At 68.9% G+C, this 26174-nt stretch carries 26 protein-coding genes; 17 read left to right on the top strand and 9 right to left on the bottom strand.

All coding sequences use genetic code 11. The features are described from left to right. Positions 1-50: 50 nt before the first annotated feature. Complete coding sequence (gene trxA, locus LU699_RS02190; protein WP_232137758.1) at positions 51-935, bottom strand: thioredoxin; 885 nt, start codon at positions 933-935, stop codon at positions 51-53. Between the two features lie 147 nt (positions 936-1082). Here trxA and LU699_RS02185 point away from each other — a divergent pair, with 147 nt between their 5' ends. Genes LU699_RS02185 through LU699_RS02175 form a run of 3 tightly spaced genes read left to right on the top strand, consistent with a single transcriptional unit; the run spans position 1083 to position 2534 of the window. Beyond that, the gene (locus LU699_RS02185; protein WP_232137757.1) at positions 1083-1745 is read left to right on the top strand and encodes a hypothetical protein; all 663 of its coding nucleotides are present in this window, start codon (positions 1083-1085) and stop codon (positions 1743-1745) included. A gap of 10 nt (positions 1746-1755) precedes the next feature. Next, positions 1756-1968: a helix-turn-helix transcriptional regulator gene (locus tag LU699_RS02180; protein ID WP_232137756.1), complete on the top strand. Its 213-nt coding sequence runs from the start codon at positions 1756-1758 to the stop codon at positions 1966-1968. Then, positions 1956-2534, top strand: coding sequence for a hypothetical protein (locus LU699_RS02175; RefSeq protein ID WP_232580465.1), 579 nt, complete (start codon positions 1956-1958; stop codon positions 2532-2534). Before LU699_RS02180 ends, LU699_RS02175 begins: the two co-directional genes overlap by 13 nt. Positions 2535-2555: 21 nt before the next feature. Here LU699_RS02175 and LU699_RS02170 read toward each other — a convergent pair whose 3' ends face one another. Both LU699_RS02170 and LU699_RS02165 read right to left on the bottom strand, forming a co-directional pair. Further along, positions 2556-3899, bottom strand: coding sequence for a metal-dependent hydrolase family protein (locus tag LU699_RS02170; protein WP_232137754.1), 1344 nt, complete (start codon positions 3897-3899; stop codon positions 2556-2558). 62 nt (positions 3900-3961) lie between these two features. Continuing rightward, positions 3962-5677, bottom strand: a complete 1716-nt coding sequence (locus LU699_RS02165; RefSeq protein WP_232137753.1) for a sensor domain-containing diguanylate cyclase — start codon at positions 5675-5677, stop codon at positions 3962-3964. Between the two features lie 144 nt (positions 5678-5821). Here LU699_RS02165 and leuS point away from each other — a divergent pair, with 144 nt between their 5' ends. The 6 genes from leuS (at position 5822) to rlmH (ending at position 11885) form a co-directional block, all read left to right on the top strand. Beyond that, complete coding sequence (leuS, locus tag LU699_RS02160; RefSeq protein WP_232137752.1) at positions 5822-8578, top strand: leucine--tRNA ligase; 2757 nt, start codon at positions 5822-5824, stop codon at positions 8576-8578. A 66-nt stretch (positions 8579-8644) separates the two neighbouring features. After that, entirely contained in the window at positions 8645-9175 is a 531-nt protein-coding gene (locus tag LU699_RS02155; RefSeq protein WP_232137751.1) for an LPS-assembly lipoprotein LptE, read from the top strand. 28 nt (positions 9176-9203) lie between these two features. Then, on the top strand, positions 9204-10250 hold the full coding sequence (holA, locus tag LU699_RS02150; RefSeq protein WP_232137750.1) for a DNA polymerase III subunit delta: 1047 nt from the start codon (positions 9204-9206) through the stop codon (positions 10248-10250). A gap of 9 nt (positions 10251-10259) precedes the next feature. Next, a complete protein-coding gene (gene nadD / locus LU699_RS02145) occupies positions 10260-10919 on the top strand; it encodes a nicotinate-nucleotide adenylyltransferase (protein WP_232137748.1) in 660 nt (219 codons plus the stop codon). Positions 10920-10947: 28 nt separating this feature from the next. Then, a complete protein-coding gene (gene rsfS / locus LU699_RS02140) occupies positions 10948-11361 on the top strand; it encodes a ribosome silencing factor (RefSeq protein ID WP_232137746.1) in 414 nt (137 codons plus the stop codon). Between the two features lie 53 nt (positions 11362-11414). Then, complete coding sequence (rlmH, locus tag LU699_RS02135; protein ID WP_232137745.1) at positions 11415-11885, top strand: 23S rRNA (pseudouridine(1915)-N(3))-methyltransferase RlmH; 471 nt, start codon at positions 11415-11417, stop codon at positions 11883-11885. 169 nt (positions 11886-12054) lie between these two features. On the opposite strand, the gene LU699_RS02130 is transcribed toward rlmH, so the two are convergent. Then, complete coding sequence (locus tag LU699_RS02130) at positions 12055-12720, bottom strand: energy transducer TonB (protein WP_232137743.1); 666 nt, start codon at positions 12718-12720, stop codon at positions 12055-12057. A gap of 25 nt (positions 12721-12745) precedes the next feature. Between LU699_RS02130 and LU699_RS02125 the strand changes: the two genes are divergently transcribed. After that, positions 12746-12934: a hypothetical protein gene (locus LU699_RS02125; protein WP_232137741.1), complete on the top strand. Its 189-nt coding sequence runs from the start codon at positions 12746-12748 to the stop codon at positions 12932-12934. 162 nt (positions 12935-13096) lie between these two features. Here the strand turns inward: LU699_RS02125 and LU699_RS02120 are convergent, their stop codons facing one another. Then, positions 13097-13270, bottom strand: a complete 174-nt coding sequence (locus LU699_RS02120; RefSeq protein WP_232137739.1) for a hypothetical protein — start codon at positions 13268-13270, stop codon at positions 13097-13099. A 1-nt stretch (position 13271) separates the two neighbouring features. Then, the gene (locus tag LU699_RS02115) at positions 13272-14003 is read right to left on the bottom strand and encodes an SIMPL domain-containing protein (protein ID WP_232137738.1); all 732 of its coding nucleotides are present in this window, start codon (positions 14001-14003) and stop codon (positions 13272-13274) included. Between the two features lie 119 nt (positions 14004-14122). Here LU699_RS02115 and LU699_RS02110 point away from each other — a divergent pair, with 119 nt between their 5' ends. From LU699_RS02110 to tldD, 4 genes are all read left to right on the top strand, one after another. Then, on the top strand, positions 14123-14731 hold the full coding sequence (locus LU699_RS02110) for a Maf family protein (protein ID WP_232137737.1): 609 nt from the start codon (positions 14123-14125) through the stop codon (positions 14729-14731). A 7-nt stretch (positions 14732-14738) separates the two neighbouring features. Then, entirely contained in the window at positions 14739-16259 is a 1521-nt protein-coding gene (gene rng, locus LU699_RS02105; RefSeq protein ID WP_232137736.1) for a ribonuclease G, read from the top strand. A gap of 39 nt (positions 16260-16298) precedes the next feature. Continuing rightward, positions 16299-20195 (top strand): YhdP family protein, encoded by a 3897-nt coding sequence (locus LU699_RS02100; RefSeq protein WP_232137735.1) that lies wholly within the window; start codon positions 16299-16301, stop codon positions 20193-20195. 78 nt (positions 20196-20273) lie between these two features. Further along, on the top strand, positions 20274-21737 hold the full coding sequence (gene tldD, locus LU699_RS02095; RefSeq protein WP_232137734.1) for a metalloprotease TldD: 1464 nt from the start codon (positions 20274-20276) through the stop codon (positions 21735-21737). 103 nt (positions 21738-21840) lie between these two features. On the opposite strand, the gene yjgA is transcribed toward tldD, so the two are convergent. Beyond that, on the bottom strand, positions 21841-22461 hold the full coding sequence (gene yjgA, locus LU699_RS02090) for a ribosome biogenesis factor YjgA (protein ID WP_232137733.1): 621 nt from the start codon (positions 22459-22461) through the stop codon (positions 21841-21843). A gap of 23 nt (positions 22462-22484) precedes the next feature. Between yjgA and pmbA the strand changes: the two genes are divergently transcribed. The 3 genes from pmbA (at position 22485) to LU699_RS02075 (ending at position 24965) form a co-directional block, all read left to right on the top strand. Next, on the top strand, positions 22485-23867 hold the full coding sequence (pmbA, locus tag LU699_RS02085) for a metalloprotease PmbA (RefSeq protein ID WP_232137732.1): 1383 nt from the start codon (positions 22485-22487) through the stop codon (positions 23865-23867). Positions 23868-23960: 93 nt separating this feature from the next. Then, positions 23961-24371 (top strand): DUF4870 domain-containing protein, encoded by a 411-nt coding sequence (locus tag LU699_RS02080; RefSeq protein WP_232137731.1) that lies wholly within the window; start codon positions 23961-23963, stop codon positions 24369-24371. A 228-nt stretch (positions 24372-24599) separates the two neighbouring features. Further along, positions 24600-24965 (top strand): DUF4870 domain-containing protein, encoded by a 366-nt coding sequence (locus LU699_RS02075; RefSeq protein ID WP_232137729.1) that lies wholly within the window; start codon positions 24600-24602, stop codon positions 24963-24965. Positions 24966-25000: 35 nt separating this feature from the next. Here the strand turns inward: LU699_RS02075 and LU699_RS02070 are convergent, their stop codons facing one another. Beyond that, entirely contained in the window at positions 25001-25900 is a 900-nt protein-coding gene (locus LU699_RS02070; RefSeq protein WP_232137727.1) for a farnesyl diphosphate synthase, read from the bottom strand. Next, positions 25893-26165, bottom strand: a complete 273-nt coding sequence (locus LU699_RS02065) for an exodeoxyribonuclease VII small subunit (protein WP_232137725.1) — start codon at positions 26163-26165, stop codon at positions 25893-25895. The genes LU699_RS02070 and LU699_RS02065 overlap by 8 nt, the downstream gene beginning before the upstream one ends. Positions 26166-26174 lie beyond the last annotated feature (9 nt).

Here is a 26174-nt window from a genome sequence, read left to right as displayed (position 1 = left end):
ACGCCGATCTTGCCATACGCCGCTGTACGGAAGAGCCCGAAGGCGCTGGATCAGAACAGCAGCGACGCCATCTTGCGGCGGTAACGGCCGACAAGTTCGGCGTCCTCGATGATACGGAACGCATCGATCAGCGCCTTGCGCGGCAGGCCGTCGTCGAAATCGCGGTCGCGGCGCAGCAGTTCGATGAACTGTTCGAGGCCGGCTTCAGTGTTGCCGGCCACGATGTGCTGCACGCCGAGCAGGTGGCGCGCGCGCAGATCACCTTCGTCGGCCGCGATCGCCGCCTGGAGCGCATCGGTCGACGGCGCGCCGGCCAGCACGGTGGCGAAGCCCAGACGCGCGCGCGCTTTCACTGCGCGGTCGTCGGTGGAGAGGTTTGCCGGCAGGCCGTCGAGCAGTGTTTCGGCTTCCTGCGTCGCGCCGGTCTGGAGCAGGGCGAGCGCGAGGTCGAGCTTGAGTTCGGACTTGTCCGGTTCGGCGACGACCGCGTCGCGCAGGCGTGCGATTTCGGCGACCGGGTCCAGCGGCGCGGCTTCGGTCGCCTCGACAGCGTCGCCCTCGGCCGGCTCGATGCCGTGCTTCTTCAGGAATTCGCGGATCTCGCCTTCGGGCAGTGCGCCCGGGAAGCCGTCGACCGGCTGGCCGCCGATCAGCAGGAACACCGTCGGCACCGAGCGGATCTGGAACGCGGCCGCGATCTGCTGTTCCTTGTCGACATCGACCTTGGCCAGCACGAACGCGCCGTTGTACTCGCCCGCCAGCTTTTCCAGCACCGGACCCAGCGACTTGCAGGGGCCGCACCATTCGGCCCAGAAATCGATCAGGACCGGGGTCTGCAACGACGCCTGCAACACCTCGGTCTCGAAGGTCGCGGTGGTCGCGTCGAAGACGTGGGGCAGGGCGGCGGGAGCGGGGGCGTTGCCGTCGAGAAGCATGCGGGAGTCCATTGAAGAGGGAATGCGCCGAGCGCGATCCCGAAGGATGGCGACGGATCCGCAGGATACAACTATGTCAAAAATAGTTGACATTGCTGCCGGTGAATGTAAGTTTCGTTTTACTTCTGGTCTGGTTGAGAAGACATCATGGACACGCGGCACGCGCTCCCCTCTGCTGGCAGCGAACCCCGGCAAAGCCGTTGGACGTCGATCTGGATGTCGATCGGTCCTGCGATGTTTTTCGTGGGATTCGGAATGCTCTTTGTGTCCAAGGATCCCGGAGTCCGCATCTGGACACTTGGACCGGTTCTGCTGCTGCTTGTCTGCATCGCGTGGCTGGCCTCGCGCAGCGTCAAATCGTCCACAGACGGTGCGGGTCCGTCGCCGGGAGAAATGGACGCGTGGAGCGCGGCGCAACTTTATCTGGTCACGGTGATCTTCCTGCAGATGATCGCGTTCGGGCGATTCGGCGCCGGGTGGTTGTCCTACCTGCTGCTCTTCCTGTACGGAGGCATCGTTCTGATCATGCCGGTGTTTCGCAACCGTAAGCTTGCGCAGCGCGCCGCTGATCTGGGCTTGGCCGAAGATGAAAGGGATACAGCGATGCAGGCCGCAGCCTGCCGCTGGTCCAAACGTGCGATGGAATCACTGATCGTGCTGGGCGCGGCGGCTTACGCCTTTCAGGTGGAAGGCATCGGTAGTCCGCTGGATGTGCGGGCCACGGTGGCCGCGATCTTCTCGTTCCTGTTCATTGCCAACGCAATCGGCCAATGGCGCGCGGCGATGCTGTATTGGCGCGACCGTCGATGAGCCGCGTCCCATGACCGGCACGCCCATCGCCAACGAGATCCGCCGTCTGCGCTTCGAGCACGGCGAGATGACCCAGCAGGCGCTGGCCGATGCCTGCCAGGTCACGCGGCAGACGATCATCGCGTTGGAAGCGGGACGCTATGCGCCTTCGTTGGAACTTGCGTTCCGCATCGCGCGGACGTTCGGCACTGGTGTCGAAGGCGTGTTCCGGTGGGCGGCGTGAGCGGCGTGCGGTTGCGGCCGCTCGTCGCCGGCGCGCATGCCTGCACCTTGCTGACGCTGCTGGCGTTCGCAGTGCTGACCGGTGTGCCCGCGGGTGCGCCGCTGGCCTGGTCGGGCGCGCGCGGGATGCCGCTGGCGTGGCTGTTCAATGTGTTTGCGTGGATCGCGCCGGGTCTCGTCGTTGCGTTCGCGGCATTGCGACTGCGAGCAACGCTGCCGGACGCGGGGCTCGCCGCCGGCATCGCACTGCGCCTGTTGCTGCTGGCCGCGTTGGCATTCACGGCGCAGGGCGTCTGGACGCTGGACCCGAACGAACTCGATGCCGGCGCCAGCCGCTGGCATGCCACGGCGTGGATGGTCTGGAACTTGGCGTTCGGTGCGGGTGCGCTGATGGCCGGCATCGCGCTGCGGACGGTGCGCTGGCCGTCGCTGGTGATCTGTGCGCTGGTGGCGCTGTGCCTGCTGCTGCCGTCGCTGTTCGGCGATCAGCTCGGCGCGCGCGTGGTGCTGGTGTGCTGGTGGAGCTGGACGCTGCTGCTGGCGTGGCAGCTGCCGCGCCCGCACTGAGGCGGGCGCTGACAGAAAACGTCAGTCGATGACGGGCGGCGCGACGTCCGGGCTGCGATGCACGCGGCCCGCCGTCATGACGAAGTCGACGCCCAACACCGCATTGATGTCGGCGACCGGATCGCCCGGCATCGCGATGATGTCGGCGCGCTTGCCGGGTTCGATGACGCCCTGGTCGTCGACGCCGAGCACGGTCGCTGCATGCAGCGTGGCCGACTGCAGCGCGTACGCCGCCGGAATGCCGGCCTCGACCATGTAGAGGAATTCGCGCGCGTTGTCGCCATGCGGACCGACGCCCTGGTCGGTCCCGAAGGCGATCGGCACGCCGGCGCGATACGCGCGCGCCGCGGTGTCCTGGATCTGCGCACCGATCGTCGCCGCCTTCGGCCGTACGACTTCCGGGAAATAGCCGGGCTCCTTCGCCTTGTCGGCGACGAAACGGCCGGCGTAGATCGTCGGCACGTACCAGGTGCCGCGCTGCTTCATCAGCCGCATGACCTCCTCACTCATGTGCGTGCCGTGCTCGATGCTGGTCACCCCGGCGAGCACCGCGCGCTTCATGCCCTCGGTGCCATGCGCATGCGCGGCGACGCGGTAGCCATAGTCCTTCGCGGTGTCGACGATGGCCTGCACTTCGTCGACGGTGAACTGCGGCGCGTCTCCGCTGCGCGCATAGCTCAGAACGCCGCCGGTCGCGGTGATCTTGATGACGTCGCTACCTTCCTTGTAGCGCTGGCGCACGGCCTGGCGCGCGTCGTCGATCGAATTGATGACGCCCTCGGTCGGGCCGGGCGGGCCGATCAGATGGGAGAGCATCGAGTTGTAGCCGTTGCTCGGGTCCGCATGGCCGCCGGTGGTCGCGATCGACTTGCCGGCGGCGAAGATGCGCGGTCCCGGCACCAGGCCCTGGTTGATCGCGTCGCGCAGATGCGGACTGACTTCACCGCCGAGATCGCGCACGGTGGTGAAACCGGCCGACAGGGTTTTCTCGGCGTAGCCGACGGCGCGGAACGCGTAGTCAACCGGATCGAGGCGGAAGCCTTCCGAATAGCTCGCCGGGCTCGACTGCGAGCCCAGGTGCACGTGCAGATCGGTCCAGCCGGGCGAGCAGGTGCGGTCGCCGAGCACGATCGATTCCACGCCGTCCTGCAGTTTCGCGCGGCCTGGAATCACTTCGCGGATCGTGCCGTTCTCGATCAGGATCGTGTGCTCGCCGAGCACGCGGCCGCTGCGCGCATCGAACAGGCGCTCGCAATGCACGGCGGTCTGCGTCGCGGCGCTCGCGGCGGCGGGCAACAGCAATGCGGTCGCGAGCAGGCCCAGCGACGGCAGGACGAACGGGCGGGCGAGGGGACGACGGGCCATGCGGAACTCCGGAGCGGTGGCGGTCCCGGATTGAAGCACGCGGACGCGCCGCGCGGGCGGACTCAATCGTCGTAGGAGACGTGCAGCACGCGGTTGCGGCCTTCGGCCTTGGCGCGATACAGCGTGGCATCGGCCAGCTGCAGCAGCACCTCGGGCGTCAGCCCGTCGCCGGGGAAGGTCGAGATGCCGATCGACATCGTCACGGGACCGAGCTGCTGGCCCAGATGCTGCACGGTCGCGATCTCGACCGCGCGGCGGATCTGTTCGGCACGCACGAGGGCGCCGGCCGCGTCGAGCTCGGGCAGCACCACGGTGAATTCCTCACCACCGTAACGGCACGCGATGTCTTCGGCGCGCACACCGGCCTGGATCTGGCGGCCGACCTGTCCCAGCAGCGCATCGCCGGCGGCGTGGCCATGGGTGTCGTTGAAGCGCTTGAAGTGGTCGACGTCGAGCATCAGCACCGACAGCGGCAGATTGCGGCGCTCGCAACGCTGCAGTTCGCGGGCGAGGCTTTCTTCGAGATAGCGGCGATTGAACAGCCCTGTCAGCGGATCGCGCAGCGATTGCGTGCGCAGCGTTTCGCGCAATTGCAGGTTGGCAATCGCCAGGCCCAGTTGCTCGGCGAGCTGACCGATGAGCTCGTCGACCGCCGAGCCGTGGTCCATCGCATCGGTGGCCGCACTGACGTGGAGCAGGCCGATCGACGTGCCCTGCGCACTGAGCGGCAGACACAGCGATGTGATGCCCGGCGCCGGCGTGCCGGTATCCAGATGCGCGCAGCTCAGCTGGCGCGCTTCTTCGCCGGAAACCATGTGCGCCTGCCCGCGACGCAGCGCCCAGCAGTCGGCTGGCATCAGCGAATCGGGGCTGCTGATCAGGTGATCGCCGAAACTGGCGACGCTGTCGTGGAAATTCTGCGAGGCGCGGATCAGATAGAACCGGCCGCTGGCGTCTGGCACCAGACGGCGGATGGTGTCGATCGACAGCTGCACGATCTCGTCCAGCGTCTGGCAGCTCTGCAGCAGGCCGGAATAGCGGGCGAGCTCATGCCGCTGCTTCGACAGTTCGCCGACCTGCGCCATGCTCAGCGCCATCTCGTGCGCCGCGCCGCGCGCTTCGAGTTCGAGTCGGCGCGCACGCTTGTTCTCGCGCGTCACGCTGACCATCAGCGAGATCATCAGTCCGCCCGACAGCAGCATGCCCAGCACGACGATGGCGCTCAGCAAGGTTGCGGACCGGTCGCTGCGTGCCTTGCGCTGGTCGAGCAGGCGCAGTTCTTCGCGCCGCATTTCCGAAGCCGCGGTGTCGAATTCGTTCCATTGCCGCAAGGTCAATGTCGAATTCGTCGCCTGGCGGGCGGCTTCGGCGCCCTGCAGCTCCTGCAGATCGAACAGCCGGCGCAGTTCGACCAGATGCGCCTGCGCTGCCTCGCGCATCCGCTTCACCCGTGCATGCTGGGCGGGGTTGTCGCGGATCGCGGACGCCAGCGCCTCGTGGGCGGTGTCCACCTGGTGGGTCGCGATCAGGTACTGGCTGCGGAATTCGGGATGGCCGGTCAGCCGGTAGGCGCGGGCGTTGGCCTCGGTACTGCGGATCGCGCGCTCGGCGACTTCGATCCGGTTGATCACCTCGTAGGTGTGCCCGATCCACTCGTTGCTCGTGCGCAGGCTCGACACCCCCCAGACGCTGGCGATCCCGACGCCCAACAGCAGCAGCAGCGCCAACGCGAACGCGGGCAGGCGGTAGGACGACAACCGGGAGGACGATGCAGGCAAGGCGGGGAACCTGACGGCGTTGGCGCGATTCTATCCGCAGTGACGTGCATCACGTCCGCGGCGCGGCGGCGGGCGCAGTCCGAATGGCGGCGGCATCGGCGCTGCGGTAGGCTTCCCGGCCGTTTCCGCAGCAAGCAGCGTCCCGTGTCCAGCGAACCCGTCGTCGTCGATCCCAACGCCTATCAGCCCACTCCGGTGGAATCCGATGCCCAGACCTTCTGGACGTCGACCCGCGCGTTCGAGGTCACGGAACGGGCCGACAAGCCCAAGTACTACTGCCTGTCGATGCTGCCGTATCCGTCCGGCGCGCTGCACATGGGTCATGTGCGCAACTACACGCTGAGCGACGTCATCAGCCGCTACCAGCGGATGATCGGCAAGAACGTGCTGCAGCCGATGGGATGGGATGCATTCGGCCTGCCGGCCGAGAACGCCGCGATCAAGAACGCGACCGCGCCCGCCAAGTGGACCTACGCCAACATCGCGCACATGCGCAGCCAGCTGCAGTCGCTGGGCTACGCGATCGACTGGAGCCGCGAGTTCGCGACCTGCGCGCCGGACTACTACGTCCACGAGCAGCGCATGTTCGTGCGGCTGATGAAGAAGGGCCTGGCGTACCGCCGCAACTCGGTCGTCAACTGGGATCCGGTCGACCAGACCGTGCTCGCCAACGAGCAGGTCATCGACGGCCGCGGCTGGCGCTCGGGCGCGCTGGTGGAGAAACGCGAGATTCCGCAGTGGTTCCTCAAGATCACCGCCTACGCGCAGGAACTGCTCGACGGGCTGGACACGCTGGGTGGCTGGCCGGACTCGGTCAAGACCATGCAGCGCAACTGGATCGGTCGCAGCGAAGGCCTGGAGTTCGCGTTCGACGTGGCTGGCAGCGACGAGAAGCTCGCCGTCTACACCACGCGCCCCGACACGCTGATGGGCGTGACCTTCGTGTCCGTCGCCGCCGAGCATCCGCTGGCCATGCGCGCGGCCGAAAGCAATCCGGACCTCGCCGAGTTCATCGCCGACCTGCGCCAGGGCGGCGTGTCCGAGGCCGAGCTGGAGACACAGGTCAAGCGCGGCATGGACACGGGCCTGCGTGCGATCCACCCGCTCACCGGCGAAGAGATCCCGGTCTGGGTCGCCAACTTCGTGCTGATGGGCTACGGCACCGGCGCGGTCATGGCCGTGCCCGGCCACGACCAGCGCGACTGGGAATTTGCCAAGGCCTATGGCCTGCCGATCCGGATGGTCGTCGTGCCGACCGACGTGCGCGATGCGCTCGAGGAAATCGGCCGCGACCGCGCCACGCACACCGATCCGATGCAGTCCGCGCTCGGCGGCGGCGCGTCGCTGGACGTCTACGACACCGGCGCGGCCGTGCAGGTCGTCGAGTCATTCGAGCGCCGGATCGCCGAAGAGGGGGCGTATACCGATCGCGGCTGGCTGGTGAATTCCGGCGCGCTCGACGGTCTCGATTTCCAGCAGGCGCTCGATGCACTGGCGTCGCGCTTCGAGGCGGAAAGCCGTGGCGCGCGCAAGGTCAACTTCCGTCTGCGCGACTGGGGCGTCAGCCGCCAGCGCTACTGGGGTTGCCCGATTCCGGTGATCTACTGCGACGCTTGCGGCGCAGTGCCGGTGCCCGAAGACCAGCTGCCCGTGCTGCTGCCCGTGGACGTCGAAAACGCCTTCGCCAATCCGGGCGTCGTGCAGTCGCCGATCAAGTCCAACCCCGAGTGGCGCAAGACGACGTGTCCGACCTGCTTTGGTCCGGCCGAACGCGAGACCGACACGTTCGACACCTTCATGGAGTCGAGCTGGTACACCGCGCGCTACACCTCGCCCGGCGCGGCCGACATGGTCGACGCGCGCGCCGACTACTGGACGCCGGTCGACCAGTACATCGGCGGCATCGAGCATGCGATCCTGCATCTGCTGTATTTCCGCTTCTATCACCGCCTGATGCGTGACGAAGGCCTGGTGCGCAGCGACGAGCCGGTGATCAACCTGCTGACCCAGGGCATGGTCATTGCCGATACGTTCTATCGGGACCTCGACAACGGCGGCAAGGACTGGATCAATCCGGCCGATGTCGAGATCGTCCGCGACGACAAGGGCCGGATCACCGGCGCGACCTCGAAGCTCGATGGCCAGCCGGTCTCGATCGGCGGCACCGAGAAGATGTCCAAGTCGAAGAACAACGGCGTGGATCCGCAGTCGATGATCGGCAAGTACGGCGCTGACACCGTGCGCCTGTTCTCGATGTTCGCGGCCCCGCCCGAGCAGTCGCTGGAGTGGAACGAGGCCGGCGTCGAAGGCATGTCGCGCTTCCTGCGTCGCCTGTGGAACCAGGTGCAGAAGCACGTGCAGGGCGGGGAGGCCGGTGTGTTCGATGTCGCTGCCGCCACGTCCGCCCAGAAGACCCTGCGTCGCCAGCTGCACGAGGCGATCCAGAAAGTCGGCGACGACTACGGCCGCCGCCACAGTTTCAACACCGCGATCGCCGCGGTGATGGAACTGCTGAACCACGTCGGCAAGTTCGACGAGGCGGATGCGAACGCGCGCGCGCTGCGTCAGGAGACCTTCGAAACCATCGTGCTGCTGCTCAATCCGATCACCCCGCACATCGCGCACACGCTGTGGCAGGTGCTGGGCCACGCCGAGACGCTGCTCGAAGACCAGACCTTCCCGCAGGCCGATCCCGCCGCGCTGGAACGCGATGCGCTGACGCTCGCGGTGCAGGTCAACGGCAAGCTGCGCGGCACGATCGAAGTCGCGGTCGATCTGCCCAAGGATGCGATCGAGGCGATGGCGCTGGCCGAGCCCAATGTCGTCAAGTTCCTGGACGGGCTCACGGTGCGCAAGGTCATCGTCGTGCCGGGCAAGATCGTCAACATCGTCGCCGGCTGAACCCGGCGTCGCTGCGCTTCGCGCGCGGCGCTTGCCGGCCCTGTCCCCCTCGTCCAGACTCCGCCCATGCGCATCCTCCGACCGGTTTTCCTGCCTCTGGCCCTCGTCGCCCTCGTGCTGACGCTGTCGGCCTGCGGCTTCCATCTGCGCAATGCGCTGACGCTGCCGCCGAATCTCGGCCCGGTCGACATCGTGTCCAGCGATCCCTACAGCCGTCTGGCCCGCTCGGTCGAGCGCGCGCTGGCCGCGGCCGGTGCGGAGATCGCCGAGCCCCGCGCCACCGATGTCGCGACGCTCAACATCCAGTCCGAACGCTGGGCGGCGCTGCCGGCCAGTCTCGACGCGCAGGGCCGCGCGCAGGAATACACGCTGCGCTACGCGGTGGTGTTCTCGATGCGCGATGCCGACGGCCGCGACATCGTGCCGCAGCAGGCGATCGAACTCGCCCGCGACTACCTCGCGCCGCCGACCGATTCGATCGGTGCCGATTCCGAGCGCGAGCTGCTGTCGCGCGAACTCGAGCGCGAGATGACCGCCTCGATCATCCGTCGCATCGACGCGGTGTTCCGCAATCCCCAGGAACGCATCCGCGAGTGAGCCCGTCCGTGCACGGTCTGCGCCCGTTGTGGAGCTGACGCCCGAACGCCTGCCCGCGCAGCTCGCGCGCGAGCCGCTGCGTCCGGCCTATCTGATCGCCGGCCCCGAACCGCTGCGCGTGCTCGAAGCTGCTGATGCGGTGCGCGCCGCCGCGCGCGAGCAGGGCGTCGCCGAGCGCGAAGTGTTCGAACCCGAAGGCCGCGACATCGACTGGAACGCGGTCGAAGCCACGTTCCGCGCGCCGAGCCTGTTCGCATCAAGGCGTCTGGTCGAGATCCGTCTGCCGACGACCAAGCCCGGCAAGGACGGCGCTGCGGTCATCAGCGGCTTCTGCGCCGACCCGCCGTCCGACGTCACCCTGCTGGTCACCGGCGGCGAGTGGAGCCGCCAGCACGGGGGCAAGTGGAGCGAGGCGATCACCGGCATCGGCCATCTCGTCGTCGCCTGGCAGGTCAAGCCGCACGAACTCGAAAGCTGGATCGAGGCGCGCCTGCGCAGCCGCAACGTGCTGGCCGACCGCGCCGCCGTGCAGCAGCTGGCTGAACGCGTCGACGGCAATCTGCTCGCCGCCGCGCAGGAAGTTGACAAGCTCGCACTGCTGGCCGACGGCAGCACGCTCGACGGTCCGCGTATGCAGGCGCTGGTCGCCGATGCCGCGCGCTTCGACGTCTTCCGCCTGCTCGACGCCACGCTCAACGGCCAGCCGGCGCAGGTCGTGCGCATGCTCGCTGGCCTGCGCGCCGAGGGTGCGGCGATTCCGGCGCTGATGGGCATGGTGGTCATGGAACTCGCGCGTGCCGCGCAGCTGGCGCAGGTGCAGGCCCGCGGCGGCAACATGGCCAACGAATTCAAGGCGCAGCGCATCTGGGACGCCCGCCAGGCGGGGTACCGGCGCGCGCTGCAGCGCCATCCCGAAGCGCGCTGGGTGCGTTTCGTCGCCGAGGCCGGGCGTGTCGATCGAATCGCCAAAGGCCGCGGCCGCTGGGGCGTGGATCCCGTCGACGGCTGGCTCGCGCTGGAGCGTCTGCTGGTCGCCGTGGCCGACGCGCGCGCGGGCGCCTTGCTGGCCGCCTGACCGGCTGCGATGGCGCTGCACCTCGTCTACGGCGGCACTTTCGATCCGATCCACAACGGGCATCTGGCGATCGCCTGCGCCGCGCGCGATGCGCTGGCGTGCACAGTCCATCTGATGCCGACAGGCGATCCGCCGCATCGCGCGCCCCCCGGCGCCGACGGCGCGACGCGCGCGACGATGGTCGCGCTGGCGATCGACGGCGTGCCGGGCCTTGTGCTCGATCGCCGCGAACTGGAGCGTCAGGGCCGCAGTTACACCGTCGACACACTCGCCGAGCTGCGCAGCGAAATCGGCCCGTCGACGCCGCTGGCCTGGCTGGTCGGCGCCGACAGCCTGCTCGGTCTGCCAGGCTGGCACCGCTGGCGCGATCTGTTCGGACTCGCGCATCTGGTGATCGCCGAACGGCCGGGCAGTGCGCTCGACGCGGAATTGCCGGCCGAGCTCGCCGCTGCGCTGCAGAATCGCTGGACCCGCGAGGCCGCGGATCTGCAATCGCAGCCTGCAGGACGGGTGCTACGGCTGCACCAGCCGCTGTCCCACGTCTCGGCAACCGCGATCCGCGCCCAGCTCTCGGCAGGCGTCCCAACGGGTGGTCAGCTGCCCCCCGCGGTGGCCGCATTCATCCACGAGAAGGGGTTGTACGGGGCGGCGGCCCGCGCTCCGCTATAATTTCCGCCGCACTTTCCGAGCCAGACCTTTGTCCAATCCCGCACACGTCATCAAGACCCGCCTGCCCGAGCCGCCGCCGTCCCCGGATGCGCTGCTCGAAGTGGCCCGCGCGGCCGTCGCAGAAATCAAGGCCGTCGACGTCATCGACATCGACGTGCGTGGCCGCAGCAGCGTCTGCGATTTCATGGTCATCGCGTCAGGCACGTCCAGCCGCCACGTCAAGTCGATCGCCGACGAAGTCGTCAAGCACGCCAAGAAGCTGGGTTGCCAGCCGCTCGGCGTCGAAGGCGAGCGCGAAGCCGAGTGGGTGCTCGTCGACCTGGGCGACGTCGTCGTCCACGTCATGCTGCCGCGCGTGCGCGAGTTCTATGCGCTCGAGCGTCTGTGGACCGTCGGCGACCAGCCACCGGAAGACGAGCGCGGTCCGCGTCGCGATGCCTGATCGCGGCGTCCCGGCAAATTCGCCGGGGCGCAGTGTGTGATGAGCCGGGCGACATGAAAGCGAAACTGATCGCCGTCGGCGAACGCGCCCCCGCCTGGGTGGCCGAAGGGTTCGCCGAGTACCGCAAGCGGCTGTCGCACTGGCTGCCGCTGGATCTGATCGAAATCGAGCCCGGCCTGCGCGGCAAGGGCCGCGATACCATGCGCGCGATGTCCGATGAAGGCACGCGCGTACTTGCCGCCATACCGCGCGACGCGCTGGTGGTGGCGCTTGATGGCCGCGGCCGTCTGCATTCCTCGGAAGACCTTGCGCATCGTCTCGAACACTGGCGCATGCAGGGGCGCGATCTCGCGTTTCTGATCGGTGGGCCGGAAGGCCACGCCCCGGATGTTCTCGCGCGTGCCGACGAGCGCTGGTCACTCGGCCCGCTGACGCTGCCGCACATGCTGGTGCGCCTGGTGCTGGCCGAGCAGGTGTATCGCGCTGCGGCGATGCTGGCGAATCATCCGTATCACCGGGCCTGAGGCCACGCTGGACCGAGCTGGCTCCAGTCGCAGCCGATCGACTTCCGATGCGACAGCGGCCTGCACGCAATCACGGTGAGGCCTGAAAGGCCGCGTCCGGGCCCTCTGGCCGCGCGACTGCCGGCGCAGCCCGTCACCCCAACCTGCGAGTGACGGGACAGCCTCCGCTTCACCCCCGCGACAGATTGAACGCGATCGGCACCAGCCCGATCGCCTCCACCGGCACGCCGTCACGCATCGCCGGCTGGAAGGTCCACATCCGCTGCACGTGGCGAAGGGCGGCACGATCGAGGTCGCGGTTGCCGCTGCTGTGGTGGATGCGCACGTCCATCGGGCGACCGTCGATGCCGACGTGGACTTCCAGCAACACCACGCCCTCGGCACCCGCCGTCAGCGCCGCACGCGGATAGTCGGGCGCGGGAGCGCTCGCGTACTGCAGGGCGATGCCGGACATCGGCGTGGTGTCGATCACGGTCGGCGCGACGTCGACTGGCGGGCCTTCGAATGCCGGCAGCGCGGGCAGGGTGCCCGAATCGACGACGACTGCGGCATCGGCCGGCGCGATCCGCGGCAGCGTCCGTTGCGGCACGACCGGCGATGGCGTGCTGCGCGGTTGCACCACCTCGACACGTTCGGGCGGCAGTTCGGGTTTCGGCGCGGGCGGGGTGATCCACTCGAACTCCTGCTTGCGCTCCGGCAAAGCGTAGTCGAGCGCATCGCGACTGGCCGGCACCAGCAGGACCATGAACAGCATCGCGTTGAGGGCGAGGGTGCCGCTGAGTCCGACGATGCGCACGGCATCGGGACGCGACGGTTCGTGGACGGGTCCGCGCATGCGGGGACCAATGGGCTGCAGCACCATGCACCACCTCCTGTGTGCGGGCCGGACGGCCCGTGGAAGCGTCAACGTGGCAGCGGTGGCCATGGGGTCGAAGGCCAGCCGCGCCGTCGCATCGTTCGCTTCGAACCTGCGCCGATTGCGGCATCTCGACAAGACCTGCCCGACGAACGGAGGCGTGCGCGGGATTGGCGGTGCGTTTGAGCTGTGATCACAGGTGATGGGTTTTGCGGCGCCCATCCCTCTTTGTGGGTTCACGTCGCGCCACATCGCTTGGCGACGCGGTCATTGCGTAATCCGATCGGCGATCCGCATCCGGACACGACAGGGCCCGCACATGGCGGGCCCTGTCGGTGCAGTCGATTGCGGAGATTCAGTCCTCCGGCATGCTCTCCGGCTCGCGGTCGAGGCCGCCTTCGTCCGGATTGTGCTCGCCGGTATCGGCCGGCTGCTGGGCGTCGCCCTTGTCGGTCGGGTTCTTCTCCGAGTAGCCGGGATTCTGGCCGGGCTTGACCGGCGGTTCGGGGGTGGTCCTGTTCTGGCTCATGTCAGCGTCCCAGTTCGAAAACGACGTCGAGATTGGCGGACAGCGTGGTTTCGCCGGGTGAAACCGACGTGGCCGGCGCGCTGTCGGCCATGGCGCGCATCGCCATCATCGGGCGCGGCGGCTGGAATCCGCCGCCTTCGCTGATGCTGACGATGCGGCGCACGCGCATGCCCAGCGACGCCGCGTAGACCTCGGCGCGGGCCTGCGCCTTCTTCAGCGCGTCGGCGCGTGCCAGATCCTGCACGCCTTCGGCGTCCTCGATCTCGAACGTCGGACCGTTGATCTGGTTGGCGCCGCTGGCGACAAGCGCGTCGAGCACCTGGCCGAGCTTGCCGATGTCGCGGACCTTGAGGTTGACCGTGTTGCTGGCCTGGTAGCCGGTGATCACCGGCGGCTGGTTCTCGGCGTAGCGGTACTGCGGGCTGAGGTTGATGCCCGAGGTCTGCACGTCGCGCTCGGCGATGCCGGCGGTCTTGATCGCGCCCATCAGCTTGGACATCTGCTCGGCGTTGGCGCGCATCGCGGCGTTGGCGTCTGCGGCCTGGGTCACGACGCCGGTCGAAAGCGTGGCGATATCTGGCGCGCGGCTCGCTTCGGCCTGCGCGGAAATCGACAGCAGCGTGCCGTCACTCGGCGCGGCGTGGTGCGTGGCGGGCTGGGCGCTGGCGGTCATCGTCAGGGTTCCGAGGGCGAGGCCGCAGGCGAGCAGCAGGGGGCGGGGGATCAGGTGCATTCGAGGCTCCGTTGAGATGAACAAGGGTCGTCACGCACCGGTGAACGGCCCGTGAGCCGGCCCGGGGTTACGCAGATTCAGCCGGCGGTCGGACACCGCTCGCACGGTATCCTTTCCGGATGCTGCATCTGGCTTCGCAATCCCCCCGCCGCCGCGATCTTCTGGCCCGTCTCGGACTGCCCTTCGGGCGGGTCGATGTCGATGTGCCCGAGGTCCAGGATCCCGGCGAATCCGCTGCCGATTACGTGCTGCGCGTGGCCGCCGACAAGGCGAGCGCCGGGCTGCAGGCGCTCGCCGAATCCGGCGAACCGGGCGACGCCATCGTGCTCGGCGCCGACACCGAAGTCGTGCTCGACGGCGTGGTGTTCGGCAAGCCGCGCGACGACGCCGACGCGATCCGCATGCTGCAGGCGCTGTCGGGCTGCACGCACCAGGTGATCTCGGCCGTCGTGCTGGCCGCTGCCGGCCGGCAGGCCGAGGCGACCGTCGTCACCGAAGTCACCTTCGACGCGCTCGACGCCGACACCATCGCGGCCTACGTCGCCAGCGGCGAGCCGCACGGCAAGGCCGGCGCGTATGCGATCCAGGGCGGCGCGGAACTGTTCGTCGTACGCATGGCCGGCAGCCACTCGGGCGTGATCGGACTGCCGCTGCAACAGACCGCGGCGCTGCTGCGGATCTTCGGACTGCAACCGCAGCCCTTCGCCATCCACGACCACAAGGCGTGACACGGACATGTCCGAAGAGATCCTGATCAACGTGACCCCGCGCGAGACCCGCGTGGCGGTGGTCGAAAACGGCATGCTGCAGGAGCTGCACATCGAACGCGGCTGGCGTCGCGGCGTGGTTGGCAACATCTACAAGGGCAAGGTGCAGCGGGTCATGCCGGGCATGCAGGCGGCCTTCGTCGACATCGGCCTGGAGCGTGCGGCGTTCCTGCACGCCAACGACGTGATGCGGCCGCCGCAGACCGGCAACGATGGCGACGGCGGCGGCGACAGCCTGTTCCCGTCGACCGCGCCGACGTTGCCGGTCACCGAACTGCTGCGCGACGGGCAGGACATCGTGGTGCAGGTGGTCAAGGATCCGATCGGCACCAAGGGTGCGCGCCTGACCATGCAGATCAGCATTCCCTCGCGCTACCTCGTGCTGCTGCCGCAATCGCGCGTGGTCGGTGTGTCGGCGCGGATCGAGGACGACGTCGAACGCACGCGTTTGAAGACGCTGGTCTCCGAACTCGCCGCGGCGACCGGCGGCCACGGTTACATCGTGCGCACGAATGCCGAAGGCCAGAGCGCCGAGGCGCTGGCCGAAGACATCGCCTACCTGCAGCGCGCCTGGGCGCTGATCGCACACACCACCGGCGATTCGCGTGTGGGCGCGCGGGTCTACGAGGATCTGACGCTGCCGATGCGCGCGGTCCGCGACCTGATGCGCCGCGACGTCGACAAGGTCAAGGTCGATTCGCGCGATACCTACGAGAAACTCTGCATCTTCGCCGCGCAGTACCTGCCGGCGCCGGGTCCGGCCGAGCAGGCGCGTCTGGTCGACCGCATCGAGTGCTACACCGGCACACGGCCGATCTTCGATCTGTATGGCGTGGAAGACGAAATCCAGCGCGCGCTGAAGAAGGACGTGCCGCTGAAATCCGGCGGCTATCTGGTGATCGACCAGACCGAGGCGATGACCACGGTCGACGTCAACACCGGCTCGTTCCTGGGCCAGCGCAATCTCGAGGAAACGGTGTTCCGCACCAATCTCGAGGCGGCGCAGGCCGTCGCGCGCCAGCTGCGGCTGCGCAATCTGGGCGGCATCATCGTCATTGACTTCATCGACATGGTGGACGCGGAACACAAGCGCCAGGTGTTGCGCACGCTGGAGAAGTCGCTGTCCAAGGATCACGCCAAGACGACGGTCTACGACTTCTCGCCGCTGGGTCTGGTGGAGATGACGCGCAAGCGCACGGTTGAGAGTCTTGAGCGCCAGCTCGGTGAGGCCTGTACGGCGTGCAACGGCCGCGGCATCGTCAAGACGATCGAGACCGTGACCTACGAAATCTTCCGCGAGATCGTGCGCGCGGTGCGCCAGTTCGAGGCCGATCGCCTGCTGGTGATCGCCTCGCCCAAGGTCGTGTCGACGATCACTGACGAAGAGTCGGCGGCGGTCGTCGAGCTGGAGGAATTTCTCGGCAAGTCGATCCGCTTCCAGTCCGACGATCAGTACCTGCAGGAACAGTTCGACGTTGTGCTGCTCTGAGATCCACCGCAGGCGGACCGCGCATCCCGCGCACGCCGGATGGGCACGCGCGTGACCGCGGCCTGGGCAACGCGCCTGCACCGCGTGCGGCGCAGCGCGTGGTATCTCGTCGCCGCGGTGCTGGTGACGATGGCGCTGGTCGCGGTGGTCGCCGCGCAGGTCGCGCTGCCGTGGCTGGAGCGCAATCCGCAGACGGTGGCGTCGTGGCTCAGCGAGCGCGCCGGGCGTCCGGTCGCGTTCGACACGCTCGATGCGACGTGGACGCGCCGCGGTCCGCTGCTGCGTGTGACCGGCCTGCGCATCGGCGATCCCGCTGCCGCGGTGCCGATTGGCACCGCCGAAATCCAGGTCGCGCAGTATTCGGGTCTGCTGCCCGGTCGCTCGCTGACCGAACTGCGGCTGCACGGCATCGAGCTGACGCTGCAGCGCAATGACGACGGCAGCTGGCAGGTGCGCGGCCTGCCGGGCGCCGCCCACGCCGAAGACGACCCGCTCGACGCGCTGCAGGGTCTGGGCGAGCTGCAGGTCGTCGATGCACGGCTGACGATCGACGCGCCGTCGCTGTCGATCGCACACACGCTGCCGCGCGTGGATCTGCGCATGCAGGTCGATCGCCGCCACGTGCGCGCTGCAGCGCGTGCTTGGGTCGATACCGGCGCGGCGCCGCTGGATCTGCGCCTCGAACTGCTGCGCGCGCAGGGCGACGGCCGCGCCTACGTCGCGATGCCGCGCAACGATCTGCAGCTGTGGTCGCCGTTGCTCGCGCCCAGCGGCGTGGCGATCCGCGAAGGCCATGGCCGCGTGACCGCCTGGATCGATCTGCGCGCGCGCAAGGTCGAGGCGATCACCGGCGACGTGGCACTCGACACGCTGACGCTGCAACGCGCCGGCGATGTGGCGCGCGCTGCCGGCGATGCGCCGACGGTCGTCTTCGAAGGTGCGAACGCGCGTTTGCACTGGACGCATGCGGACGGCGACTGGCGTCTCGATGCGCCGACGCTGCGGGTGACCCAGCAGAGTAGCGAGCAGGTGCTCGACGGTCTGGTGCTCGCCGGCGGACAGCACTGGGCCATGCACGCAGGCCGCGTCGAGGTGGCGCCGCTGATCGCGCTGGCCGCGCTCGGCGATGGCGTGACGCCGTCACTGCGCGCCTGGCTGCAGGCCGCGGCGCCACATGCGGTGCTGTCGGATGTCGACTTCGCTGCGCGCGCGGGCGGGCCGGTACGGGTGTCGGCGCGGATCGAGGATTTCGGATTCTCACCGGTGGCGGATCGCCCGGGTCTGCATGGCCTCGGCGGCACGCTGCTCGGTGACGGGCAGGGCGTGGTGTTCCGCCCCGATCCCGATGCGCGCCTGGTGTTCGATTGGCCGTCCGGTTTCGGCGTGCCGCATCCGTTGCGGCTAGATGGCGAGATCGCCGGCTGGCGCGATGGCGGCGCGTGGCGCGTCCAGACGCCGGGCCTGCGCGTCGAAGGCGAGGGCTACGCCGCCGATGCGCGCGGCGGTCTGTCGTTCGAAGGCGACGGCACGCGCCCCCGGCTCGATCTGGCAGCGGATGTCGACGCCGCGCAGATTCCGGTCGCGAAGAAATTCTGGGTGCGCCACACGATGCCGGTCGCCGCGCGCGAATGGCTGGACATGGCGCTGGTCGCCGGCACCGTGCGCAACGGCCGTGGCATCGTCGCCGGCGATCTCGACGATTGGCCGTTCGGCGTCGAGGACGGCAAGGACCGCCGCGGCGTGTTCTTCGCCGAGGGCGACATCGCCGACGCGACGATCCGCTTCCAGGACGAATGGCCGGCGATGACGAAGCTCGGCGGCCATGTGCGTTTCATCAACGACGGCTTCCGGCTCGAACCCTCGACCGGCGAGCTGGTCGGCGTGCCGCTGCGCGATGTGGTCGCTGGCATCCGCAACTACGGCCAGACGCCGGTCGAAGTCGCCGCGACGGCGCAGGCCGATGCGAAGCAGCTGCTCGCGCTGCTGCGGCAGAGTCCGTTCCAGGCTGCGCATGCGGAAACGCTCGACGCGCTCGATGTCGTGGGGCCTGCGCATGTGGCGGTATCGGTCGCAGCGGGGCATGGCGAACCGATGCGGCTCGACGGCGAAGTGAAGCTCGAAGGCGTCGCGATGCGCGAATCGCGCTTCGACCTCGCGTTCGAACACGTGCGCGGCGCGGTGGCGTTCGACCAGACGGGGTTCCATGCCGACGCGCTGGAGGCGCACCAGGACGGCCAGGCCGGCACGCTCGCGTTGCGCGCCGGCGTTGGGCATGTACGCCAGCGCAGCAACGCGTTCGAAGGCGAACTCGACATGCCGCTCGATGCGAACGCGCTGCTGGCCCGCGCGCCCGATCTCGCGTGGCTGCGCCCGCATGTCGGTGGCCGCGCGCCGTGGCAGGTGCAGGTTGCGGTGCCCAACGCGCCCGCGGGCGAGGGCGTGCCTGCCGCGCAGCTGCTGCTGCGGTCCGATCTCGTCGGCACGACGCTGCGACTGCCGGCGCCGCTCGACAAACCGGCCGGACGCGCGCTGCGCACGACCATCGAAGCGCCGCTGCCGTTCGGCACCGGCGATGTGCTGGTTGGCTTCGGCAATCAGCTGGCGCTGCGTGCGCGCACCAGCGGTGCACGTGCCGGCATCCGTGTTGATATGGGGCGGGCGCGCGTCGAGGCTGCGGCGCCCGCAGCGGGCATCGTCGTCTTCGGCCGCACGCCTGTGGTCGACGTGTTCGACTGGATTGGCCTGAAGGGCGCGGGCGGCGATGGCGATGGTCTGGCGTTGCAGCAGGTCGATGTGACCACAGCCGATTTGCGACTCGCCGGTGGCCGTCTCGGCCAGACCCGCATCACCGCCGCGCGTCGCGATGCCGGCACCGATCTGCGCCTCGACGGCGCCGCGCTGGCCGGCGACGTGCGCATTCCCGATACCGACGGCGCGCCGGTCGCGATCGCGCTGCAACGCCTGCACTGGCCGGCGCCTGCGTCGAAGCCGGACGCCGTGGCGATCGCTGCGCCGAACGCGCCGGTGATCGCGCGGGTGCCGGCGTCGACGCCGGTCGACGACACGCTCGATCCCGCATCGGTGCCGCCGATCCAGCTCGTAATCGACGACCTGCGCTACGGCGCCGTGGTGCTCGGCAGCGTGGATGCGGCCTCGCGCCGCATTCCGGGCGGTCTCGCAGTCGATCGCCTGCAGGTGCGCGCGCCGGACCACCGCATCGACGTGACGGGTCGCTGGACAGGCCGCGGCACGGCCGCGCGCACTGCATTCCAGGCCGACGTGGAAAGCGAGAACTTCGGCCGGCTCGCGTCGGGTCTCGGCTTCGCCGGCAGCATCGTCGGCGGCCAGGGGCGTGTGGATTTCGACGCCGCCTGGCCGGGTGCGCCGAACGCGTTCCAGGTCGCGCGGCTCGAAGGCGCGATGAAGATCGCGCTGCGCGACGGGCAGCTGGTCGAAGTGGAGCCGGGCGCGGGTCGCGTGCTGGGCCTGCTCAGCGTGGCCGAGCTGCCGCGCCGGCTGATGCTCGATTTCCGCGATTTCTTCAGCAAGGGCTTCGGCTTCAATCGCATCGCCGGCGACATCCGCTTCGGCAACGGCACCGCGCGCGGCGACAACCTCGTCATCGACGGGCCGGCGGCGGAAATCCGCATCCGCGGCAGCGCCGATCTCGCTGCGCGCACGCACGACCAGGACATCGAAGTGCTGCCCAAGACCGGCAACCTGCTGCCGGCGGTCGGTGCGCTGACGCTCGGCCCTGTGGGCGCCGCAGTCGGCGCGGTCGCGAACGCGGTGCTGCGCAAGCCGCTGGCCGAGATGGGCGCGCGCAACTATCACGTCAGCGGTCCCTGGCAGGACCCGAAGGTGGACGTGGTCGAACGTCGCGACGCGGCGCAACCGGCGACCCCGCCGTCGACTCGGCCGCAATCGGCGAACTGAGGCGTTTTCGCCGGCGATTGCGGGCCTGCAGGTTCAGTTTCGGCTTGCCATCGACGGCTTTGCCCCCACACTTGGCGGATGTCCGAATCTCCCGTTTCCTCCGGCGGCGCGCTTGCGCTGGCCGAATCCCGCCTGCTGTTGCCCGCCGGTCTCGATACCTCCGGCCTCGACCGCGCGTTCTCCGCCTTGCTTGGTCCCGGCATCGATTTCGGTGACCTGTATTTCCAGCACTCGCGTCGCGAGAGCTGGGCAGTCGAGGACGGCATCGTCAAGAGTGGCTCGCATGCGATCGAGCAGGGCGTCGGCGTGCGCGCGATCAGCGGCGAGAAGACCGGCTTCGCCTATTCCGACGACATCGATGCGGTCGCGCTACTGGGCGCGGCGCAGTCGGCGCGTGCGATCGCTCGCGATGGCCGCGCGCATGCGCCGCTCGCGCTGGCGCGCACCCGCGCCCACGATCTGTATCCCGCGCAGGACCCGATCGACGCGCTCGGCAGCGAGGCGAAGGTCGAAGCGCTGCGCCGCGTCGATCGCATGCTGCGTGCAGCCGATCCGCGCGTGCAGCAGGTGATGGTCAGCCTGTCGGGCGGCGTCGACACGGTACTGGTGGCACGCAGCGATGGTGTGCTCGCCGGCGACGTGCGTCCGCTGGTGCGGCTCAACATCCAGGTGCTGGTGGAACACAACGGCCGCCGCGAATCCGGCTACTCGGGCTACGGCGGCCGTTACTCGTACGAAGAACTGCTGGGTGACGGCAAGCCGGAACGCTTCGCGCGCGAGGCACTGCGCCAGGCGCTGGTGAACCTCGAAGCGATCGATGCGCCGGCCGGCACCATGCCGGTCGTGCTCGGCGCGGGCTGGCCGGGCGTGCTGCTGCATGAAGCGGTCGGCCACGGCCTCGAAGGCGACTTCGCGCGCAAGGGCACCAGCACGTATGCCGGTCGTATCGGCCAGCGTGTGGCGTCGAAGGGCGTGACGATCGTCGACGACGGCACGCTCGCCGGCCGCCGCGGTTCGCTCAACATCGACGACGAAGGCACGCCGACGCACTGCACGACGCTGATCGAGGACGGCGTGCTGACCGGCTACATGCAGGACACGCTCAACGCGCGTCTGATGGGCGTCGCGCCGACCGGCAACGGCCGTCGCGAGTCCTTCGCGCACCTGGTGATGCCGCGCATGACCAACACCTACATGCTGGCGGGTCAGGACGATCCGCAGGACATGATCCGCTCGGTCAAGAAGGGCCTGTACGCGGTGAACTTCGGCGGCGGCCAGGTCGACATCACCAACGGCAAGTACGTGTTTTCGGCGACCGAGGCCTATCTGATCGAGGACGGGAAGATCACCGCGCCGGTCAAGGGCGCGACGCTGATCGGCAACGGTCCGGAGACGATGCAGCGCGTGCGCATGATCGGCCACGACATGGCGCTCGACGAAGGTGTCGGCGTCTGCGGCAAGGACGGCCAGAGTGTCCCGGTCGGCGTGGGCCAGCCGCATCTGCTGATCGACCAGCTGACCGTCGGCGGCACGCAGGCTTGAGAGCCGGCATGCGGGATCGGGATTTCGGGAGTCGGAGCGGCCTGAGGCTGTGCCCTGACAGTGCCGTCAGTCCCGCGCAGGCGGGAATGACGGCAGATCAAACTCAGGGTGCGTCGTCGCCGTCGCCGTCGCCGTTGCCGGGTTCGTCGGCTTCGTCTTCCAGACGCGCTTCCTCGGCCGCAGCGTCTTCGCCCGCCGCCAGCGACGCGGCCGCGAACACGCCGCGCAGCTCGCGGAACAGTTCGCGGAATGCGGCCGGCGGCTTGTTCTTCGCGCGTTCGGCGAGCGCATTGCGCACCAGCTGGCGCAGGCGCTGGCGATCGGCTTCCGGATATGCGTCGAGCAGTTCGGCCAGTGCCGCGTCGCCGTCGTCGAGCAGGCGCGTGCGCCAGGCTTCGGCGCGATGCAGCTGGGCGGTCTCGACGCGTGCGGCGGTGCCGCCTGCATCCATCGCGTCGCGGATCGCTTCCAGCGTCTCGTCGCTCTCGCGGCGCATCTGCTTGGCGAGGAACGCCAGCTGTCGCTTGCGCGCGATGTGCGAGGTGATACGCCGCGCATCGGCGATGTGCGTCAGCAGGCCTTCGGGAATGGGCAGTTTGCCCAGCTGGTTTTCGGACAGTGCAGCCAGGTCGTCGGCCAGCGACAGCACTTCCAGCGCTTCGCGCCGGTTCTGCTTGCGGCTGGGGCCCAGGTACTCGCCCGAATCTTCGTTTATGCCTCTCATTGCAACAGGATAAGTCATTGCCCATGTCCCACGCCTTGATCGACGTTCATTCGGCCGATGATTCGGCCGTCCGCCTCGACGCATTGGCCGCGCTGTCGCAGCGCCTGCTCGACCGTTGCCGGGCCGCCGGCGCCACCCAGGCCGAGGTGTCGTGCTCGGAAGACGCGGGTCTGAGCGTCAATGTGCGCATGGGCGAGGTCGAAACCGTCGAGTCCACGCGCGACCGCGGGATCGGCGTCACCGTCTATTTCGGCAAGCGCAAAGGCACCGCCAGCACGGCCGATCTGCGCGAAGAGAGCCTCGCCGCGACGGTCGACCAGGCCTGCGCGATCGCGCGTTTCACCGAAGACGACGATGCGTCGGGCCTCGCCGATGCCGACCTGATGGCGCGCCCCGGTGCCGATGGCCGCTTTGACGAATACGACGCCTGGCATCCCTGGGCGCTGGACGCGGACGCCGCGGTGGATCTCGCGCTGGCCTGCGAGGCCGCCGGCCGCGATGCCGACCCGCGTATCGCCAATTCTGATGGCGCCTCGGTCAGCACGTCGAAGGGCCTGAGCGTCTACGCCAACAGCCACGGCTTCGTCGGCGCCGAGCGTGGGAGCCACCACAGCATCGGCTGCGCGTTGATTGCGGGCGAGGGCGAGCACATGCAGCGCGAGGGCTGGTACAGCGTGGCGCTTGCCGAGTCCGATCTCGATGCACCGGCTTCGATCGGCCGACGCGCCGCCGAGCGCACGCTCGCGCGGCTGGACCCGCGACCGCTCGCGACCGGCAGCTATCCGGTGCTGTTCCAGGCCGAGGTCGCGCGCTCGCTGATCGGTCATCTGCTGGGCGCGGTGTCCGGAGGCGCGCTGTACCGCCGCGCGAGCTTCCTGCTCGACAGCGTCGGCACGCCGCTGTTTCCCGACTGGTTCAACATCTTCGAGCGCCCGTTCCTCGAGCGCGGGTTCCAGTCATCGGCCTACGACGCCGAAGGCGTGGCCACGCGCGAATCGTCGTTGATCGAAGGCGGGGTACTGCAGCGCTATGTGCTCGGCAGCTACTCGGCGCGCAAGCTGGGCCTGCAGACCACCGGCAATGCCGGCGGCGTGCACAACCTCGAGATTCCCGCCAACGCCGGCGGTCTGCAGGATCTGCTGCGCGGCATGGATCGCGGCCTGCTGGTCACCGGCCTGATGGGGCAGGGTGTCAACGCGGTCACCGGCGACTATTCGCGCGGCGCATCGGGCTTCTGGGTCGAAAGGGGCGAGATCCGCCACGCGGTCGACGGCATCACCATCGCCGGCAATCTGAAACAGATGTTCGCCACCATCGAAGCCGTGGGCAGCGACATCGACCCGCGTTCGCATGTGCGGACGGGCTCGATCCTGCTTGGCCGCATGACCGTTGCCGGCGGCGAGTGACGTTGGCGCACTTGACGGCTGTCCTGCATCCCTGAACAGTGCGCCGCAAGGCTGCGACCTGTAATCCTTTTCATCCAACCCGAGGCGTCCCGCATGAGCGAGTTCGACAAGTACACCACTGCACCGCCTCCCCCCGCCGGCGTTGCGTCCGCGGAAGAACGCCAGTGGGGCCTGTTCGGCCATCTGGCAGCGCTGACCGGTCTGTTCACCGGCGGCATCGGCAACATCGTCGGTCCGCTGGTGATCTGGCTGATCAAGAAGGACACCATGCCCTTCGCTGCCGACCAGGCGCGCGAGGCGCTGAACTTCAACATCACCCTGCTGATTGTCGGCGTCGTGCTGTTGCTGATCACCTTGGTGACCTTCGGCCTGGGCGTGGTGCTGACCATGCCGATCGGCCTGCTGCTCGGTATTGCCTGGCTGGTAATGACCATCGTCGGCGCGATGAAGGCGAACGATGGGGTGGCTTATCGCTATCCCTTTGCGCTGCGTCTGATCAAGTAAGCAATCAAGCCGGCTGCACCGCACAGGCTCCGGCGTCCGCGCCGGGGCCTGTTGCGTTGAGGGGGTGCCGGAAGTCCGGGTGACGTCCGCGTCTGGCGCGGCGTCCAGCGAACGCACAGGCTGCATGCACGATCCACGACCGGAGGTGTCCCATGCAGACCGCATCCTTTCCGCAGACCCTGCCTGCCAGCGACAGCCGCCACTGGGCGGCGGCGATGCAGCGCACTGGTGCTCGCGCTGCTGACGAGCTGGATGTCGGGCATCGCCGGCGCGCTCGTGGCCGGTGTGGTCTACCTGGCCAAGCGCGACGACGACGCCTTCGTCGCCGCGCATGCTCGCGACGCGCTGAACTTCCACCTGAGCATGTGCCTCTACGCCTGCGCGATCTTCGTCGCGGCCATCGGCCTGCTCGGTGCCACCGTGCTGACGCTCGGCATCGGCGCGATCGTGACGCTGCCTGCCGGTCTGATGCTGGTGGCAGCGGCGTGTGGCCTCGGGATGCTGTGGCTGATCAGCAGTATCGTCGCCGCGGTGCGTGCCTTGAACGGCGAGCACTACCAGCATCCGCTGACGATCCGGTTCTTCGGCAGCTGAGTCTGATGAGGCGCGGGCGCGAGCGCGCCCCGGCTTCAGTAATCGCGTTCGATCGCACGGCGGCCGAGCGCGGCCAGCGGAGCGGTGGTCTCGCTGAACGGAACCAGCGCGTCCTGCATGCGCATCGCGAGAGCATCGAGGCGCGCGCGCGAAGCCTCGGCACCGATCAACGCGGGGAACGTCGCCTTGTCCTGCGCGACGTCCTTGCCGGCGGTCTTGCCGAGCGTTGCGCTGTCGCCTTCGATGTCGAGCAGGTCGTCGCGGATCTGGAAGGCCAGGCCCAGCGCATCGGCGAAATCATCCAGGCGCGCGCGCGTGCCTGCATCCACGCCTGCAGCGAGTGCGCCCAGCGCGACTGCGGCCCGCAGCAACGCACCGGTCTTCATCGCATGCAGGCGTTCGAGTGCGTCCACGCCGATCGAGCTACCGTCACCGGTCGCCGCCATATCGAGCGCCTGGCCGCCGCACATGCCGTTCGCGCCGGACGCGCGCGCGAGCGTCGCGACCATTGCCAGACGGATCTCGGCAGCGAGCGGCGCTTCGGCAAGCAACGAGAACGCGAGCGTCTGCAGTGCATCGCCGGCGAGGATCGCGGTCGCTTCATCGAAGGCGACGTGCACGGTCGGTTGGCCGCGACGCAGGGCGTCATCGTCCATCGCCGGGAGATCGTCGTGTACCAGCGAATACGCGTGCACCAGTTCGACCGCCGCGGCCGCAGCATCGGCCGCGCCCGCGGGCGCACCGAATGCGTAGGCGGTGGCGTGCACCAGCAGCGGACGCATGCGCTTGCCGCCCAGCAGCACCGCATGGCCCATCGCGGCATGCAGACGCGGCTCGCCGTCGGCGACGGTGTCGAGTGCCTGCTGCAGCTTGGCGTCGGTGCGTGCGCGCCAGGTCTCGATCAGCGCCGCGGTGTCGCGCGCCGCGTCAGGCATCGGAATCGTCGACCGCGGCGTCGCCGAAGGGCTGCGCGCGTTCGGGCGAGGCGGGATCACTGAGCAGCTTCACGCGCAGCTCGGCGTCTTCGAGGGCCTGCTGGCAGCGGCGGTACAGACCGACGCCGCGCTCGTAGGCGCCCAACGATTCTTCGAGACTCAGCTCGCCACCCTCCATGCGCTCGACCAGCGTTTCGAGCTGGGTCAGGGCGTTTTCGAAGTCGGCGACGGGACTGGTTTCGGCGGCAGCGGGTTTCTTCGGCATCCGGGGATT

The organism is Luteimonas fraxinea (assembly GCF_021233355.1).
In the GTDB taxonomy this organism is placed as follows: Bacteria; Pseudomonadota; Gammaproteobacteria; order Xanthomonadales; family Xanthomonadaceae; genus Luteimonas; species Luteimonas fraxinea.
Note: the sequence above shows the minus strand (reverse complement) of the source record. Positions and strands in the feature narration are given on the sequence as shown.

Excerpts from the sequence above, each read along its gene's own strand:
- trxA (WP_232137758.1), bottom strand. The coding sequence starts at position 935 with ATGCTTCTCGACGGCAACGCCCCCGCTCCCGCCGCCCTGCCCCACGTC.
- LU699_RS02185 (WP_232137757.1), top strand. The coding sequence starts at position 1,083 with ATGGACACGCGGCACGCGCTCCCCTCTGCTGGCAGCGAACCCCGGCAA.
- LU699_RS02180 (WP_232137756.1), top strand. The coding sequence starts at position 1,756 with ATGACCGGCACGCCCATCGCCAACGAGATCCGCCGTCTGCGCTTCGAG.
- LU699_RS02170 (WP_232137754.1), bottom strand. The coding sequence starts at position 3,899 with ATGGCCCGTCGTCCCCTCGCCCGCCCGTTCGTCCTGCCGTCGCTGGGC.
- LU699_RS02155 (WP_232137751.1), top strand. The coding sequence starts at position 8,645 with ATGCGCATCCTCCGACCGGTTTTCCTGCCTCTGGCCCTCGTCGCCCTC.
- nadD (WP_232137748.1), top strand. The coding sequence starts at position 10,260 with ATGGCGCTGCACCTCGTCTACGGCGGCACTTTCGATCCGATCCACAAC.
- rlmH (WP_232137745.1), top strand. The coding sequence starts at position 11,415 with ATGAAAGCGAAACTGATCGCCGTCGGCGAACGCGCCCCCGCCTGGGTG.
- LU699_RS02130 (WP_232137743.1), bottom strand. The coding sequence starts at position 12,720 with ATGCGCGGACCCGTCCACGAACCGTCGCGTCCCGATGCCGTGCGCATC.
- LU699_RS02125 (WP_232137741.1), top strand. The coding sequence starts at position 12,746 with ATGCACCACCTCCTGTGTGCGGGCCGGACGGCCCGTGGAAGCGTCAAC.
- LU699_RS02120 (WP_232137739.1), bottom strand. The coding sequence starts at position 13,270 with ATGAGCCAGAACAGGACCACCCCCGAACCGCCGGTCAAGCCCGGCCAG.
- LU699_RS02115 (WP_232137738.1), bottom strand. The coding sequence starts at position 14,003 with ATGCACCTGATCCCCCGCCCCCTGCTGCTCGCCTGCGGCCTCGCCCTC.
- LU699_RS02110 (WP_232137737.1), top strand. The coding sequence starts at position 14,123 with ATGCTGCATCTGGCTTCGCAATCCCCCCGCCGCCGCGATCTTCTGGCC.
- rng (WP_232137736.1), top strand. The coding sequence starts at position 14,739 with ATGTCCGAAGAGATCCTGATCAACGTGACCCCGCGCGAGACCCGCGTG.
- LU699_RS02100 (WP_232137735.1), top strand. The coding sequence starts at position 16,299 with ATGGGCACGCGCGTGACCGCGGCCTGGGCAACGCGCCTGCACCGCGTG.
- tldD (WP_232137734.1), top strand. The coding sequence starts at position 20,274 with ATGTCCGAATCTCCCGTTTCCTCCGGCGGCGCGCTTGCGCTGGCCGAA.
- yjgA (WP_232137733.1), bottom strand. The coding sequence starts at position 22,461 with ATGAGAGGCATAAACGAAGATTCGGGCGAGTACCTGGGCCCCAGCCGC.
- pmbA (WP_232137732.1), top strand. The coding sequence starts at position 22,485 with ATGTCCCACGCCTTGATCGACGTTCATTCGGCCGATGATTCGGCCGTC.
- LU699_RS02080 (WP_232137731.1), top strand. The coding sequence starts at position 23,961 with ATGAGCGAGTTCGACAAGTACACCACTGCACCGCCTCCCCCCGCCGGC.
- LU699_RS02070 (WP_232137727.1), bottom strand. The coding sequence starts at position 25,900 with ATGCCTGACGCGGCGCGCGACACCGCGGCGCTGATCGAGACCTGGCGC.
- LU699_RS02065 (WP_232137725.1), bottom strand. The coding sequence starts at position 26,165 with ATGCCGAAGAAACCCGCTGCCGCCGAAACCAGTCCCGTCGCCGACTTC.